3 protein-coding genes are annotated in these 18989 nt (G+C 39.4%); all 3 read left to right on the forward strand.

What is annotated here, in order from left to right:
- Positions 1-14 precede the first annotated feature (14 nt).
- Genes ACTUJY_RS09975 through ACTUJY_RS09985 form a run of 3 tightly spaced genes read left to right on the forward strand, consistent with a single transcriptional unit; the run spans position 15 to position 18972 of the window.
- A complete protein-coding gene (locus ACTUJY_RS09975; RefSeq protein ID WP_463615938.1) occupies positions 15-9617 on the forward strand; it encodes a non-ribosomal peptide synthetase in 9603 nt (3200 codons plus the stop codon).
- Positions 9618-9629: 12 nt separating this feature from the next.
- A complete protein-coding gene (locus ACTUJY_RS09980) occupies positions 9630-11060 on the forward strand; it encodes a hypothetical protein (RefSeq protein ID WP_463615939.1) in 1431 nt (476 codons plus the stop codon).
- 13 nt (positions 11061-11073) lie between these two features.
- Positions 11074-18972 carry an amino acid adenylation domain-containing protein gene (locus tag ACTUJY_RS09985; protein WP_463615940.1) on the forward strand — a complete coding sequence of 2633 codons (7899 nt, stop codon included), beginning with the start codon at positions 11074-11076 and terminating at the stop codon, positions 18970-18972.
- Positions 18973-18989 lie beyond the last annotated feature (17 nt).

Here is an 18989-nt window from a genome sequence, read left to right on the forward strand (position 1 = left end):
GAAGAGTATCTGTTATGACTAGGGATATTAATAGCAATATGATGTCGTTGACTTTGTCGCAACAAGATATCTACTTTGACCAACTTCGAAATGGAGATAGCCCTCTATATAACATAGGAGGATATATTCAATTTGACGACTTAGATATTGAGCGGATGAAACAGGCACACCGCGATGTTGTCATGTTTGAAGATGCGTTTGGTATTCGAATTGTTACTCATCAAGATAGAGTTCTACAAAAACTATCAAATGATAGAGATTTTAATCTTGAAGTGGTGGATTTTGAGAATGAAGAGAATGCTCAAAAATTAGCAGAGAACTGGTTAAGAGATCTCTTCGAAACGCCTATTTATCAAGATAATACCGCTTTGTATCGTGCTTATATTCTAAAAGTTTCTAGTAAAGACATACGATACGTAGGAATGGCGCATCACCTAATGATGGATGGATGGGGGTTTGCAAATTGGGCGAGTCTGCTTTGCTCCAATTATTCTAAAGGTGATGGGAAAGGTAATTCGAATGATTCATCAAAGATATCAGGCTCTTGGCATAAAATAGTAGAGCGTGATAGAGATTATCAAATTGGTAAAAGATACTTGAAGGATCAAGCGTTTTGGGAGAGTTATATTGATGAGTTACCTGAAAAACCACTGACTCCAAAATGGAAATCTCAAACTCAATATTTTGAGCAGCGTAAAAGTGGGCGACATACAGTATCCATTTCGAACGAGTTACATAAAAGGCTTTCCGGCTTAGCAAATAGAAATAAGTTAACTGCAGCTCAAATTTACTTGTCGATTATTACGTATTATTTTGCACGTGCTTATGATCAGAATAAGATCACCATTGGTCTTCCCGTACATAATCGACGAGGAGCTTTTGAAAAAGAAGTCATTGGTGTTTTTACAAGTGTAAGTTTACTTTCAATTCCAGTTGAATGGGAAAAAAGCCTTTTTGATTTATGTCAAAATATCGTTAAGCAACAAAAAAGAACCTATCGTCACCAAAGATATCCTCTTGGGCAAGTCATAAAAAATGCCAAAACGGTTGGAGATCACCGTGCGTTGTACGATATCGATTTTAATTATCTGAGTTTGGATGCGCTAATTAATACCGGTTCGTTAGATGCTAATTTGGTCTATCTGAGTCACAATCATGATCAAACACCTATTACCTTTACTTTTTGGGAAACTCACAAAAATAAGCCAATTGAATTATTGATCGACTATAACTTCTCATATTTTAATAAAAGCGAGATTGAACAAATTGTTGAACGTTTGATGGGCGTTATCAATCAGGTGGTCGATAGTTTAGATGTTTCTTTAGAAAAACTAGAAATTCTTAGTAATTATGAGAAAAATCGATTACTTGAGTTTTCATTACCGTTAGGTAATAAAGAGTTTTCAGATGGTTCATTGCATCAGCTATTTGAAGAACAGGTAGAGGCAACTCCTGATGCGGTAGCTTTAACGTTTAAAGATCAATCATTAACTTATAAGCAGTTAAATGATCGTTCAGAAGATCTAGTACATTATTTCTCCAGACAAGTAAATTACCAGCCTGGTCAGTTAGTCGGTATTTGCTTGGATCGCTCGGTCGATTTGATGACAAGTCTTCTTGCTGTTTTGAAATCAGGATGCGCCTACGTGCCGATTGATCCTGAGCTTCCAGATCACTATATAAGTCAGCTGATTAGCGACTCGAAAGTTCGCTTTTTAGTAACATCGCCGCAGTTTGAAAGCAAGTTTTCAATCCATGATCTTAATGTGTTATTGGTAGATAATGGTAATTTGAGTTCTAGCACTTCGAAGCCTAAGGAATTCAAGAGTGATTTAAAATGGCAATATGAAAGTAATGCGCTGGCTTATGTTATTTATACCTCAGGAACTACGGGTAAACCGAAAGGCGTAATGGTTGAGCACCAGGCGATAAGAAACCATATCCTAAGCGTTATTGATTACTTCGATATTCAATCAAAGGATATAGTTTTTCAGCTGAATAGTTTCAGTTTTGATACTTTTATCGAACAAACATTCGCTGCTCTGGCATCTGGTGCGAAGCTGATTATCTCTAACGATAAGCTTTTGGACGAAGCAAGCTTTTTTGATGTATTGAATCGTCATGCAGTAACAATAACGGATGTAACGCCCGCCTACTTGTCTCAACTGCTCATGTCAAAATGGAAACAAAACTGGCAAAAAAGCTGCTTGAGAAAGTTGGTTGTTGGTGGTGATGTACTGAATGAACAAATTGTTGAGCGTTGGTTTAGTTACAAACCTGACGGTTGCCAACTTTACAATGCGTACGGACCGACTGAAGCAGTTATTTCTACTAGCTACCATCCAATTTCGAATTCAGATCTTTCCAAGGTAAGTATCGGGAAGGTTGTTGGGCATCGAAATGTTTATATTTTGGATCGTAAAAAAAGAATTTGTCCCTTAGGTATAAAAGGAGAGCTGTACATAACAGGTCCTTGTTTAGCTAAAGGCTACCTCCATGATGAGCAATTAACCCGAGCTAAATTCATTGAGAGTCCATTTAATAATGAACGAATGTATTGTTCAGGTGATTTAGCGTATTGGTCAGCGGATGGAGAACTTTACTTTTCCGATCGAAAAGATAATCAAGTGAAAGTAAGGGGGTTTCGAGTTGAACCGGAAGCAATTGCTTTTCATATTTCATCGCTTCCTGAAGTAACTCAATGTGAAGTAGTGGCATATGATATAGAGTCACCGAATACGTATTTGGTTGCTTATATCATTAAATCGAATGAAAAGCCTTTAAGCGATGAATCTCGCACTTTGTCCATACGAGAATCGTTAAAAGCGCTATTGCCCACTTACATGATGCCGAGTGGCTTTATTTACCTAGAGCAGTTTCCCTTAACTTCTAATGGAAAAATCGACAAACAACGATTGCCAAAACTGACAAAAACTCAGTCGACTGTAAATGTTCGCACGCCTTCTAATGAATTGGAAAGAAATGTTGTTGAAATATGTGCGGAGCTATTAGGTTGCGAATCAACAGCAATCGATTTAAACGATACCTTTTTTAATCTAGGTGGACACTCTATATTGGCAATGCAACTGGTCGCAATAATTAATGAGCGACTTTTTTCGAGCATCACTCTAAGACATGTTTTTGAATCAAAGAGTTTGTTGCATTTAATTGATGAAATTCAAAAACATCAAACAAATGCTGTTTCTCCGCAGATTCCCAGAAACTTAGAAAGAGAACATTTACCACTTTCTTTCTCTCAGATGAGACTTTGGCTGATTGACCAGTTTAATGGGAGTCAATCATATAATATGCCGGGCGCATTTTACGTTGATGGCAACTTTAATGTAGAGATCGCAGAAAGTGCAATTCGGATAATCATAGAGCGGCATGATGTATTACGAACTTATTACGTTGCTCAAACTTCAGGCCCAGTGCAAGTTATTCGGGATTCATATGATTTTTCAATTGACCTTCAAACGGTAACATTAGGTGCTAATGCTGATATTCAAAAAGAATTTCGAACAATTGTAGCTGAAGAAAGTAAAAAACCGTTTAATTTATCAAAAGATTTAATGGTTCGCGCAACGCTGTTTCAAGCAGACAATAATGGTAATAAGGAAACAGCTCGAGATGTCTTCTTAATTTGTTTGCATCATATTGCCGCTGATGGGTGGTCGGTAAACTGTTTTATTCAAGAGTTTGTTACACTTTACCAAGCCATTGCAACTCGTAGCACTTATAAGCTACCCGATTTACCCATTCGATATTCTGACTATGCGATTTGGGAGAGAGAGCTATCCGTAAATAAATCGATTGAAAAATCGTTTCAATATTGGGAAAAAAAGCTTGAGGGTTCACCCAAAGTTCATCGTTTACCACTCGATTATCCGCGACATAATAACGAAGTTAAATGGGCTGAGTCACACGTCGTTACGATTTCCTCGACTTTGTCCAACAAGCTTAAATCACTCCTATCAGAGATAGGAAATGTTCACAATACAACGGTGACAATGTTTTCTCTATTGCACGCCGTTCTTGCATTGGTAGTCTCTCGGCATTCTAATGCAAACGATGTTGTTATAGGAACGCCTGTTGCGAATCGGTCAAAAGCCGAGTTGAGTTCGATGATCGGCTTTTTTGTGAATACGTTGGCGTTAAGAACCCATGTACAAAATCAAAAGTTCTTCGAATATTTACTTGATGTTCAGAAGGATGTTCGTGATGCATTAGCGCATCAAAATGTTCCATTTGAGCAATTAATTGAGCGATTAGGTATCCAGCCTTCGCAAACTGTAACGCCTTTGGTTCAAATATTATTTACGATGAATGATAAAGCGTTAAGTAAATTAAGTTTGCCCGAAGCCTCTTTAACGCTCATGAATGGCCTTCCTAGTGGTTTAAAGTTTGACTTAGAGATTACTGCCGAACCGGGTGCTACTAAAGCGGGTGATGAAGAAATCAGCTTGGTCTGGACTTATAATCCTTCACTGTTTAATAAAAAGACAATCAGTAGGCTTGCTCAGCACATGATCAATGGGTTAGAGGCTGTTTGTGAGTCGTCTGAAAAGCCAGTTTCTGAAATCAATATATTATCAGAAAGTGAGTTTCACTATTTATCACACTCATTGAATGATACCTATCAGGAGTTTCCTTCAAACGTTTTAATACATCAACTGTTTGAAGCTCAAGCTGAAAAACATTCTGATTGTATTGCGTTAGAGTGGCAAAACAAATCAGTGACTTATAGAGATCTGAACACACAAGCAAATCGATTGGCGCATTATTTAATTCACAAATATAAGGTTGTTTCGGGAGAGCTTGTAGGGATTTGTTTGGAGCGTTCAATTGATTCCGTAGTGAGTATATTAGCTGTTTTGAAAGCCGGTTGTGCTTATGTGCCACTCGATCCTGGATATCCAAAATCTCGATTAGAATTTATTGTTAAAAATGCTGATTTAAATTTGCTCATCACAAGTAACGATGTGATGGAACCTTTGAAGTTGAATTGCTGTGAACAATTAATATTGGATGATTCTAATACGATTGAATACGTGAAGAAAATGGATATTGGTAACGTACCAATCCGTGGCTCAGCAGATGATTTGGCATATGTAATTTACACCTCTGGCTCAACCGGAAAACCGAAAGGCGTTGCAATTCGACATAGAAATACTACGGCAATGCTTCACTGGGCACGAGCAACTTACTCGGATCAGGAGCTTGATCGAGTTTTAGCTTCTACATCATTTAACTTTGATTTATCAATATTCGAATTATTTGTACCACTGTGTTTTGGATTTCGCTGTGTTCTGGTAAGTAATGCGTTGGCACTGTTGGAGAAATCCTTTAATGTCAGTTTAATTAATACGGTCCCGTCTGCAATTCGGGTGCTAATTGATCAATGCGGCATACCAGATACGGTACAGGTCGTCAATTTAGCAGGAGAACCGCTGGCACAAAATATTGTTAACAACCTGTTGGAAAATAAACTTTGCCAAAAAGTGTTTAATCTTTATGGACCATCAGAAGACACGACGTATTCAACTTTTGCTTGCTTCGAAAAAGTCATAGAACAAGCTCCTACTATTGGAAAAGTGATTAGTAATACAAAAGCTTATTTACTTACGGCTGATCGTGCGTTGGTGCCATTTGGTTGTATTGGTGAGCTTTATTTAGGCGGTGAAGGCGTTTCAGCAGGTTATATTAACCAACCGAGTCTTACAAATGATCGGTTTATAAGTAACCCTTTTGGTTCGGGAACTCTTTATAAAACAGGAGACTTGGTTCGGTACACTGAGTCAGGTGAGCTTGAGTTTCATGGAAGAATAGATGATCAGGTAAAAATTCGCGGTTTTCGTATAGAGCCTGGTGAAATAGAGCAGTTTTTGAATCAGCAAAAGGGCGTTTTAGAAAGTAAAGTATTGGTTCATCAAGAGCGGCTATTGGGTTATGTTCGAGCTCAACACGCCTCAAACACTTTGATTGACGAGCTCCATACAGCATTAAGAAACCAATTTCCTGATTATATGCAGTTGCAATCTCTTGTTTGTCTAGACGAATGGCCGTTAACACCAAATGGGAAAATTGATAAAGCGGCGTTACCAGCCCTTACTCAAATTAAACCTGAACAAGTATTATTACCTAAAACGGAACTTGAAAACAAATTATGGACCATATGGAAAGACGTCCTAAGCCTTGAAACATTGTGTGTCAATGCGAATTTTTTTGAACTCGGTGGGCACTCTTTATCAATGGCTAAAATGATATTTAAACTTAAAGAATTGCACCGTATATCGGTAACTTTTGCCGATGTTTTTAATGCTCCGAGTGTAAGTGAGCTTGCTAAACTGATTTCCCAGAAGTCGTTGGATGAGTACATAGAGATTACAGCGATGCCGGAAGGAGTGAAAGCTGAACTATCGTACAGTCAGTATCGCTTTTGGTTTACAGAAAATTTAGAGCAACAGTCATACGAAAATAATATTCCAATTGGAATTAAGCTATTTGGAAAAGTTGATGAAAATGTATTAGAGCGAGCTATTAATCTATTAATTGAGCGTCATGCAATCTTGCGCACTCGTTTTCATATTGAGCAAGACATTCCAATTCAGCAGGTCTCGGCGTCATTTAAATTGAAGTTAAGCTACGTTGACTTGATTCATTTAGGAGAAGAAAAGAAAAATAATGAAGCAAAACTGTTAGCGGATAATCATGGAAAGATGCTGTTTGATATTACGCGACTGCCTTTGCTGGCTGCCATGCTTGTGCGTCATGATGATAATGCGTTCACACTTCACTTGAACTTTCATCACATTATTATTGATGGGTGGTCGATTGCACTTTTTGTTGATGAGTTATTCCGTACCTACGAAGGCCTATTGAATCAAAGAGTGTTTAAACCAGATGAATTGTCCTTAACGTTTAGCGATTTTTCACATTGGCAAAGGCAATTTGTCGGTTCCGCTAAAGCGAGATCTCATGAGTCATTTTGGAGAGAATATTTACAGGGTTGTTCCGAATCGCTTTTATTGCCATTCCAAAAAGCTCACGATTCCAGGCCCTCAGAAAAAGCGACAAGTGTTCAAGCGCAAATTGATAAACCGACAAGAGATGCACTGGTAGAACTTGCGCAACAGTCAAAAGGCAGTTTGTTTAATGTTATTCACAGTGCGTTAGTTTTATTACTTAGCCGATTAACTGGTGAAGAAGACTTTAATATTGGTATTCCAGTAGCGGGTAGAATATTTGCTGAAATGAAAAATGTTTTGGGACCTTTCCTGAACAATTTGCCCGTTCGTTCGGTAGTCGATTCTTCCGTTAACTTTTCTACTTTACTAGAAAATCAAATAAAGAATATTAGTTCAGTTTTATCACATCAGGAATTGCCATTCGAACGAATTTTAGAAGTATCAGGTGCGTCTCGCAGGCCTGGTACAACACCTTTATTCCAAGTATTTTTAAATATGCTGAACCTGCCTTCGGTTGACAACGTTCAAGGATCGTTGAAACTGGCAATGGATGATATCGTAGAAACTGGACATCATTTTAATCTATCGTTTTACGTCACCGATCAAGTAGAGAGGATTAGCATATCCTGTACCTATAATAATACGGTATTGACTCAAAGGGCCGTTGAATTAATGCTAGAGCAATTTATTCAATTGCTAAGTCAAATTTCAAAAGGTGATAAACCAGGGTTATCTTACTCGTTAAAAACTCCAAAAGCAGTTTTACCTGATTTAACAAAACCATTACAAAGGTACTGGCAAGGACCGGTCCATCAATTTGTTGAAAATAAATTAGTCAATAATCCGGAGAGTATAGCGTTAGTATATAAGGGATGCCATCGAACCTACTATGAATTAAATTTTGCAGCGAATAAAATCGCTTATCAGCTAAAGGAGCTCAATGTTGGTAAAGGCGATGTTGTTGCGATTGTTGCTCAACGGTCAGATACATTGGTTGCTGCAACGCTTGCGGTGTTAAAAGTGGGTGCCGCTTTTATGATGTTATCGAGTAAAGTGCCCACTGAACGAACATTAATGCAGCTAAAAGAAGTAACACCAGCGTGCGTCATCGAATTAGATAATAACTCATCTCTTGAGTCGGACATAAGTTCCTTTCTAGGACTGTCAAATGTTTCAATTTTAAACGTTGACTCTCATTGCTTTAGTATTAACGCCGAGTCAAACCTAGTATTAGAACCCTGTCTTGTAGGGCCAGATGATGTCGCTTGTATCACCTTTACTTCCGGCACTTCTGGTGTGCCTAAAGCGGTTATGGGACGTCATAGCTCATTAACTATTTTCCACGATTGGATGGCTGAAAGGTTTGGTTTATCTGACTGCGATCGATTTGGAATGTTGTCGGGATTAGTTCATGATCCTTTGCAGCGTGACATGTTCACGCCGCTTTGTTTAGGCGCTTGCTTGTGTATTCCGGAAGAAGATGTCTTGCACTCTGAACAAATTAGACCCTGGCTTCAGGAACATAAAGTGTCGATATTGCATTTAACTCCCAGTTTAGGGTCGATGTTGTCCAATATTGAAAGTGATGCTCTATCTTCATTGAAGATTGGTTTTTTCGTTGGTGAAGCACTCACAACTACGCATATTCAATCTTTTAAGTTGTTTGCTCCAAATATGAGCATAATTAATTTATATGGCTCAACCGAAACAAGTCGAGCAGTTAGTTATTATCCTGTCAGTTCAGAGTACAACATATTTGAGCACCGCATTGTACCTGTTGGTCAAGGTATCGACGGCGTTCAATTAATCATTTTAAATGATTATGGACTGGAGTGTGGTATTGGTGAAATAGGTCAAATAGGTATAAGAAGTCCATACTTATCGTTAGGGTATAAAAACTGCCAAACTTCAAATAAAAAGAGTTTTGTTCGTAATCAGTTGGCTAAAAGCGATGACGACATTATTTATTTAACAGGCGACCGTGGTCGTTATCGTTTAGATGGAAATGTGGAATGTTTAGGGCGACTTGATAACCAAGTTAAAATTCGAGGTTTTCGAGTAGAGTTATCTGAAATTGAGCTTGCTCTGGAGTCTATTGAAGATATATCGAAAGCCCTTGTTCAACTGCAAGTTATCGATGGGCATCCACAAGTTGTTGCGTATCTTGTATTGAGTGACGTTATCAACTCGACGTTGGACAAAAAATTAGTTAAAAAACATCTAAAGCAGATTTTGCCTGACTATATGGTTCCTACCTATTTCGTTACATTAGATAGTATTCCTCTTACCGAAAATGGAAAAGTAAATGTTAAAGCGTTATTGACACCCAATAACGAACATCGGCTTATTGAATTCGTTTCCGCTGAATTCGAAATTGAGCATCAGTTGACCCAGATTTGGGCTACCTTTTTAAATCTGAATCCAGAGTCTATTAGCGTTGAAGCGGACTTTTTCGAGTTAGGCGGTCATTCACTACTTACAACACCATTACTTCAAAAAATTAGAGAGCGATACGACGTATCTATTGATTACAAAACATTTTTTACTGACAGTAGTATTCGTAAAATATCAGAGATTATTGAAAGTTCTATGTTAGTAAAGAAAGTAGTCGTATCAAAGAAGAAAGCAAAAAAACAAATTGTTATTTAAATGGAGATTATTATGGGGTTTGACGATTTACTTAAGAATAATCAATACTATTCATCGACTTATGCCGAGCTCGCTAAGCTATTGGAGTTGCATAAAGATTACCGTCAACAGTCTCTTAATTGCCGTACAGATAATGTTGTTCCTTTTATGCATAACCATGACGAAGAACACCTTACGAGTCCATGGCCCTGTATTATTGATAAGAAGTGCTTAGCACAAATAGAAGCCTTTATTCAGTTCGTTCCAGATGTGATGTACAAAGCATTAAGGTTTTTACATGATCAAGGCGAAGAACCATTTTGTAACTATTTAAACGTCTCTCCACTCGTATATGAAATGTTTGCTCAATATCATTACGACAGAGAAGCATTACCTATTCGATATGATGCCATTGTCGAAAATGACTGTTTTAAAATGCTGGAAGTTAACTGTGGTGCATCTTTAGGTGGTTGGCAGTTCGATTGGCTTTATAAAGAATCGCTAGAAGCGGTTAACCAGTTAAATGGTAATGCTAATTGGAACCTAAAGCATCGTGATGTACTCACCTATACATTTAAGTCCATAAGTCGCGCTATTTCTTGTCTTAAATCGGATAACGTGAGAGGAAATGTTTTATTTGTTTTAACGGGCAGTCCAGAACCACTTCTTAGGAATATGGAAGAAGAGTTTCAAAAAGTATATGACAAAGTCCGACCGCATTATTTTTCACAAGGCAAGGTAACGTTTATATCAGACTACAACAAATTTGAAATTTCAAATGACGGTTTGGTTTTATGTAATGGAGCCGTGCAAGATGCAGTATTGCTCTTAGTCGAAGAGGGCGGTGAGATTCCTGAAAATGTCTATTGTCGTGTTCAGTCTGCATCTCTAAAAAAACAATTTTATTATGGGGATGATCTTAATTTTGGACTAATGGGGAATAAGCTGAATTTTGCTTTATTGCATAAAACAGAAGTACAAAAGATGCTTACGGATGACGAGAGAGAAAACGTTAATAGGTACATACCTTGGACTGCAAAACTTAACACGAAAGAAACATTGAATTGGAATGGCTCTGAATATGATGTACTTACATTATTAAGAGAGTTTCAAAATCAATTGGTACTTAAAAAATCGCACTCGATGCAAGGGAAAGATGTTGTTGTAGGTCGTTCATGTACTAGCGAAGAATGGATGGAAGAAATAGAGAACTACCAAAACGATAATGATTGGATGATTCAACAATACTGCACACCTGACTTGGTATTAGGAGCCGACCCCATCAATGGCTTCTCCAGTTACCGGATGGTATGGGGGATTTTTTCTCTAGCTGGGATATACGGAGGTGGTTTTTTGCGCGGTGTGTGTGCAGAAAGTAAGTCTACGGTAATTAACTCGGCGACTGGTGCGGTCGAGTTTTTCATCTTTGAAGAACAACAGCATAAAAACAAAATTACTCTTTAGTTGAGACAGATTCATGAATATTGAAACAATAATTAGAAAATGTGTAGAAGAAGGTGTCGAGTTAAATTCGCAGGAAGGTCAACTCGAAGTGTTATTTGATACGATGCCTGGGGATGAACTTCTTGGTTTGCTAAAGGCATATAAGCAGGAACTAATTCAATTTATAGAAAATCAACAACTTGAATTAGAAAGCAATAAGCCAATTCTTCGTCTTAATGCGAAAAATGCGCCACTTTCGTTTTCTCAAAAACGACTGTGGATTATTGATCAAATTCATGAAGGCAGTTCCGAATACAACATGCCATCAGTACTTAAAATTGAAGGAAGCTTTGCTCCAGCTTTGGCGGAGAAAGCTATATCGGAAATTATTCATCGTCATGAGGTATTAAGGACTGTTTATATTGAGTCGGGTGGTGAACCTAGACAAGTGATTTTAGAGGACTTTAACTTTTCCTTGGAGGAAAGAGACTTTTCACACTTCTCAAAAGAAGAGCAGCAACGAAAAGTAAGCCAGTTAATTAAAGCAGAACAACATCATGCTTTTAGTTTGTCAACTGATTTATTAATACGGGCGGTATATGTAGAAATTTCTAAACAATCAACGAAGCAACAAGGTATTCTATTATTTAATATGCATCATATTGCTTCGGACGGGTGGTCACTGCATATTTTAATAAAAGAGTTCGTGACAATCTACCAAGCCCTTTTAGAAAAAAGTGAGCACAATCTCGAAGCTTTAAATATTCAATATTCTGACTACGCGCAATGGCAGAACGAACGTGTCGAAAGTTCATTGGTTGAAAAGCAGTTTGAATTTTGGGATAAACAACTTGAGGATGTACCTACTTTACACAGTATTCCACTTGATTTCCCACGTGATAAAAATGCAAATAAAATTAGTGCTAGAGTAGAAAAGAACTTTTCTACAGCGATAAGTCAATCGATTAAAGCCGTAGCTCAAAATAATGATGTCAGTGTCTTTATGTTACTGCATGCCGTTTTAGGTCTGGTTATTTCACGCCACAGTAACAGCCAAGATATCGTTCTTGGTACACCAATCGCAAATCGAATACGGCCGGAAGTGGAGTCATTGATAGGGTTCTTTGTAAATACCTTGGTGCTACGGACGCAAACATCTTATTCGACTTTTAAAGAATATTTAAGTCATATAAAAACAGTTAATCTTGATGCGCAAGCAAACGCTGACGTTCCCTTTGAGCAGCTCGTAGTACGTAATAATATACCTAGGGATAATTTGTATTCGCCATTGTTTCAAATAATGCTTACATCGAATATAACGGATACTCGAGAGCTCAAGCTACCTAATATGACATTGACTCCTTTGGATGATTTCGAGAGAAAAGCGAAATGTGATTTAGAGGTTGTCGTTAAGGAAGGGGACGAAACACTTTCTGTTGACTGGATTTTTGACACGAGTTTATTCACTGAGTCCCACATTCGTCAAATGAGTGATCATTTTGAAAGGATCTTAGATGGAGTCATAAAAGATCCAAGTGCCTCTTTAAATTCATTGTCAATGCTTTCGAAAGAAGAAGAGCAGAGTTTGTTCAACTTAAACCATACTCAAGCGAGCTTTCCATCCGACCAATTCATACATCAATTTTTTGAGCAGCAGGTAAACCTCAATCCGAATGCTATCGCGGTATCTATTGAAGGTACTTCCTATACCTATGATGAGGTAAATACACGGGCTAATCGATTAGCTGGTTATCTTCGAGAATGTGGCGCAGTTAATAATAGTTTGGTTGGTTTATGCACAGAGCGTTCATTGGAAATGGTTGTGGGCATTTTGGGAATATTGAAAGCAGGTGCTGCTTATGTACCAATGGATCCTGACTACCCGCGAACTCGACTTGATTACATTGTCGAAGATACTCAATTAGAAATACTACTGATACAAAAGCATCTTCGAGACCGAGTACCGAGCAACAATTCTGTGAATATTATTGAGCTTAACGCTTCGAGCGACTGGCTTAATCAGTATAGCGAAGAGAATCCTGATTTACTTACAGAACAAAGTACAAACTCTTTGGCGTATGTTATTTACACATCCGGCTCTACGGGACAACCTAAAGGCGTAATGATTGAACATCAAGCATTGGTTAATCGTATTGATTGGATGCAAAAAAGCTATCAATTAAGTACAAACGATAAAGTCTTACAAAAAACACCTTACAGTTTCGATGTATCTGTTTGGGAGTTTTTATGGACCTTAAGTTACGGTGCACAGTTAGTGATGGCAAAACCAAATGGACATAAAGATCCTGAGTATCTTTATCATTTGATTGAGCAAGAAAAAATTACGGTAATGCATTTTGTACCTTCAATGCTCGCTGCTTACCTGTCACACCCCAATATTGGTTTTTCTGACTCGGTCAGATTAATTGTGTGCAGTGGAGAAGCGCTAGGGGTTTCAGAAGTTCAACGATTGAGTCAAATGGCTCCCCATGTTTCATTACAAAACTTATATGGGCCAACGGAAGCGGCTATCGATGTGAGTTATTACGATTGTGCGAAGCTTGGTGACTCTAAAACGGTACCAATTGGACGTCCTATTCAGAATATTCAGTTGTATGTGTTAGACAGCAACTTGAATCTTTGTCCTCAAGGTGTTGCCGGTGAATTGCATATAGGAGGCGTCGGATTAGCGCGTGGCTATCTAAACCGGAATGATTTAACCGCTGAAAAATTCATTTTAAACCCATTCAGTTCTTCACCAGAAGAACGATTATACAAAACGGGTGACCGAGTTCGATACCGAGCAGATGGTGAGTTGGAGTATCTCGAGCGACTCGATCATCAAGTTAAAATTCGAGGGTTTCGTATAGAGCTTGGTGAAATAGAGCAAAGTTTAAGGTCTATTGAAGGCATTGATGATGCTGTTGTTTTAGCCATCGGTGAGTCTAACCAAAAGAAGCTCATTGCTTATGTGTGCGGAAGTGGCCAACAAAACGATATTCTCGGAAAATTAAGAGAAACACTTCCCGAATTTATGGTACCCGCTGCCGTTCAGTTTTTAGAATCTTTTCCGCTAACAGCGAATGGAAAACTCAATAAAAGTGCGTTGCCTGCTGTTGATTTTAATGATCAAGCTAAAGAGAGTTACATTGCGCCTGTCACTCATGTTGAAAAAACGTTGGTTTCAATTTGGCAAGATTTGTTAGGTATAAATCGTATCGGGATAAACGATAACTTTTTTGCATTGGGTGGAGATTCTATTCTATCCATACAGGCGGTATCGAGGGCGGCTAAAGCGGGGCTTCACTTTAGTACTCGACAAATGTTTGAGTACCAAAGTATTTCAGAACTGTCGCGTCATGTGAGCGAATCTAAAGCAATAGAAATTGACCAATCCGCTAGTGAAGGCGAGCTTCCGCTTTTACCTATTCAACAAGCATTTTTGGATTCGGGACAAACTCGGCATCATTTTAATCAAGCGGTGATGCTCGATGTGCCCAATTCGATGACATTCGGAAAACTAAAACAAATGTTAATGCAAATTGTAACGCGACATGATGCATTGCGATTAAGTGTAAACAAAGACAACAAAGCGGTATTCGAGCCCTGTGATGAAGTAAGAATGGCGCAGTATTTAGTACATCATACCATTGAACAGTTAGACGAAGCTTTAATAACCTCATTTGCCAATGACGTTCAGAAAAGTTTGAATATCGATAATGGCTTGATTATGAAATTGGCCTTGATTGAGTCACCAGAAGGTAAGCGAGTACTATGGGTGATTCATCATCTTGCGGTTGATGGCGTTTCTTGGCGAGTCTTATTAGAAGACTTTATGATGTTATGGCAACAGTTGCACAGTGGAATTAATCTTTCTTTACCCCCCAAAACCACGTCACTGCAAACCTGGGGTAGGTTTTTACACGAGTACGCTAAAAGCAAAGATGTACGAAATGAGTTACCGTTCTGGCAGCAGCAAATAGAAAGTATTCAACCACTCTCAAATGATGGTCACTCAGAAAAGTCAGGTAAACGTGCGCATTATTTAATTGAGTGGTCTGAGTCGACGACTCAACAGTTTTTGATGGAAGCTGGAAAAACGTATCGACTACAAACGAATGAACTATTGTTAGCCATGCTCGTACTTGGGTTTAAGCAATGGCGAGGGTTAGAGCAAATCACATTATTAATGGAGAGCCATGGTCGAGAAGCTCTCAATGAACACTTTGACTTAAGTCAGACGGTGGGATGGTTCACCGCAACGTATCCATTAACATTGAGAGCTAGTGAAAGCTCACTGAACTCACTCATTAAATCAGTTAAAGAGCAATGTCGAAGTGTTCCTAAAGGTGGGATCAGCTTCGGGCTTTTGAAAGAGTTCGCGCAGGAAGCGTCTTTAATGCAAGCGCACCCAGAAATCATGTTTAATTACTTAGGGCAATTTGACCAGGTTGTTCAAGAGCAGCAAGAATTTGGATTTGCGAAAGAATCATCGGGATATGATATTGGTGCAGGTTATCAACCTAATGAGGCCGTTTTATTTAACGGCATGATCGTGAATGGTTGTTTAAAATTTGAATTAAATTATGACCAGGGTGTGTTATCAGAAGAGTCGGCAAAAGACTTAGCTTCATGCATTGAATCGTCGTTGAGTAGCATTATCAAGCATTGCTTAAGTGAAGAGGCAGGTGGCTTAACGCCAAGCGATGTTCCGTTGGCCGGTATTTCACAATCTTCTTTGGATGCTTTAGCGCTTCGCTTTACCATCGAAGATGTATACCCAGCCACTGGCATGCAAGTAGGTTTGTTGTATCACAGTGAACTGTCATCCTCCGCTTATGTTAATCAAATGCTCATCCAATTAAGCAATTTAAATACAGAGGCATTTAAAAAGGCTTGGCAAGCCGTTATAGAGCGTTACGACATATTAAAAACCGCATTTACTTTAATGGAGTCTCGTTATTACCAAGTTGTTACCGAAGCACACCTAGATTGGGCAGAATACGACTTGAGCGAAATGAGCGCAGAACTTCAATTGGAGTATATTCAACAAGCTCAAAATGAAGATAAAGCGCGTGGATTCGATATTCAACGAGCGCCTTTGATGCGTTTACAGTTATTTAAGCTAGGAAGTGCGTCCTACCAATTGCTTTGGTCCCATCATCATGCGTTATGGGATGGTTGGTGTAATGCCCTTTTATTTAAAGAAGTGATTCAACATTACCAGGGATTTGTATCGGATAAGGCATTGGCCTTACCTCCGGCGCCTCAGTTCAAACAATACATTGAGTGGTTACAAAAGCAAGATATTAGTGCGGCAGAATCCTATTGGGCTGAATATTTAAGTAGCGTTGAAAACGCGACCCAGTTTCCACGAGCGTCGTCGAATATCTTACCTGAAACAAATAAAACAACATTGACATTAGAAGCAAGTGTATCGAAACAGATCGCTGATTTAGCAACAACTCATCGATGTACATTAAATACTATTATGCAAGCGGCATGGGGCTTTTTGCTGTCTTGTTACACTGGCCAACAATCGGTAACATTTGGAACGGTAGTTTCTGGGCGACCTGCGGATTTGCCACAATCCGAAGAGATGGTCGGATTATTTATTAATACACTACCTGTCATCGTTTCTGTTTCCGAACAATGCACTCTTTCAGATTGGTTAACCGATATACATAAAAGACACGTTATTTCGGACAGTTACAACTATTTACCGTTTCACGATATTCAAAGTTGTGGACAATTTCGTGAAATGTTTGATTCGCTTGTTGTGTTCGAAAATTATCCCGTTGATAAAGCGATCAATCATCAATTGGATGACTCACAATTATCGGTGAATCATGCGGAGTACTTTGAAGAAACTAACTTTGGGTTAACGCTTCAAATTCATGCTGAAGAACTGATTCGTTTTGACTTAACGGCTAAAGGCGGACTTTATTCGAAAGAGTTAATCGACAGTCTTTTGCCCCATCTACAGCGCATTCTTGAGGCCATGCTTTCAATAAAGTGGATAAATGAGATTTCGATGCTGTCAGAAGACGAGCAACGTTATCAATTGGAAACGCTGAACGACACAGCGGCCGATTACCCATCGGAGCAATTGATCCACGAACTGTTTGAACAGCAAGTGAAGAAAACACCCGATGCGATTGCGGTTCGTTTTGATAATCAAACGCTCAGCTATGCGGAGTTGAATGCTGCGGCGAATCGAGTGGCGCATTACCTGCGCGAGCAAGGGATTGTTGCCGACCGTTTGGTGGGATTGTGCGTTGAGCGTTCCATGGAAATGGTGGTAGGGCTGTTGGGGATATTAAAAGCGGGCGGCGCTTACGTGCCACTGGATCCGAATTATCCTGCGGGACGATTGCAGTACTTGTTGGACGACACCGAGTTAACGGTGGTGTTAACACAATCTTCTTTGAAGTCACGATTTTCAGAACATTTATCGTTAACCCTTTGTGTATTAGACGATGAAACGTTTGCGCATGGCTCCGAACAAAACCCAGAACGTTTGCCTCAACAAAACGCGCGCAACTTGGCGTATGTGATTTACACCTCGGGCTCCACCGGCCAACCGAAAGGCGTGATGATTGAACATCGTAATACGGTGGCATTGCTGCACTGGAGTCACCACGCTTTTTCAAAAGAAGAGCTTTCACGTGTCTTGGCGAGTACGTCATTGAACTTTGACTTGTCGGTGTTTGAATTGCTCGCACCGCTCACCCAAGGTAGCGAATGCGTGGTGGTGAAAGACGCTTTGTCGCTGATAGAGCAGCCGGTTGATGTCACACTTATCAACACAGTTCCTTCGGCGATTTCTGCATTACTTCAACAGAATGCGATACCTCAGGGTGTCAAAGTGATTAACTTGGCGGGAGAGCCGTTGCCGGGAGCTTTGTTGAATCAACTATTAAACGACGGTGTGTGTGAGCGGGTGTGTAATTTGTACGGTCCATCGGAAGACACAACGTACTCGACCTGGCAATCGTTTGATGAAGCCATTGAAGGCGTACCGAGTATCGGTCGAGTGATAGCGAACAGCGAAGCTTATGTGTTGTCGGAGCAACGTGAGTTATTGCCGTTAGGTGCGGTGGGTGAATTGTATTTGGGTGGTGCCGGTTTAACACGAGGATATTGGAAACGGGATGAACTGACAGCAGAGCGTTATGTGTCGCACCCATTTAAAGCAGGCGAACGACTGTACAAAACCGGAGACCGAGTCCGTTATTTACCGAACGGAGAACTGGCGTTTTTAGGGCGAGCGGATGAACAGGTGAAGTTGCGAGGGTTTCGCATTGAGTTAGGCGAAATCGAACATCAATTAAGACGGCAAGCGGGAGTCGAACAAGCCGTGGTGATGGTCAAGGAAGAACGTCTGATAAGTTATGTGGTGTTGTCGGATGAAGGGCTAACGGTTGATGTTCTCAGCGATGCACTCAAAAACGAATTACCAGATTATATGGTGCCCACATTTATCAAAGTGTTGGACGCAATGCCGTTAACTCCCAATGGCAAAATAGATAAGCGTGCGTTACCGGAAATCGACGATGATTTATCGGCAGAATACGTTGCTCCGGAGAGTGACACGGAACACGCATTAGTGGCTATTTGGGCAAGTTTATTAAAAAGAAACCCCGATTCTTTAAGTGTTATGGCCAACTTTTTTGAGCTGGGCGGACATTCTATTTTGGGAATTCAGTTAGCCGGTAAAATAAACAGTTATTTTGAAATCGATATATCTGTAAAAGCCGTTTTTGAGCAAGCTAATTTGCAAACATTGGCTCAATACATTGATAAATTAATTCAGCCGGATGCCGAAGATATTCTTGCTGCTGAGCAGTTAGTTGAAGATATGTCTGACGAAGAAGTTGCGCAGTTGCTCGCTCAACTTTCTGATGGTGACTTACAGGCACTGGAAGATTAAAAAATAAAGTTAAGGTT

It is taken from the genome of Pleionea sp. WD8-19 (assembly GCF_055326765.1).

Excerpts from the sequence above, each read along its gene's own strand:
- ACTUJY_RS09985 (WP_463615940.1), top strand. The coding sequence starts at position 11,074 with ATGAATATTGAAACAATAATTAGAAAATGTGTAGAAGAAGGTGTCGAG.
- ACTUJY_RS09975 (WP_463615938.1), top strand. The coding sequence starts at position 15 with ATGACTAGGGATATTAATAGCAATATGATGTCGTTGACTTTGTCGCAA.
- ACTUJY_RS09980 (WP_463615939.1), top strand. The coding sequence starts at position 9,630 with ATGGGGTTTGACGATTTACTTAAGAATAATCAATACTATTCATCGACT.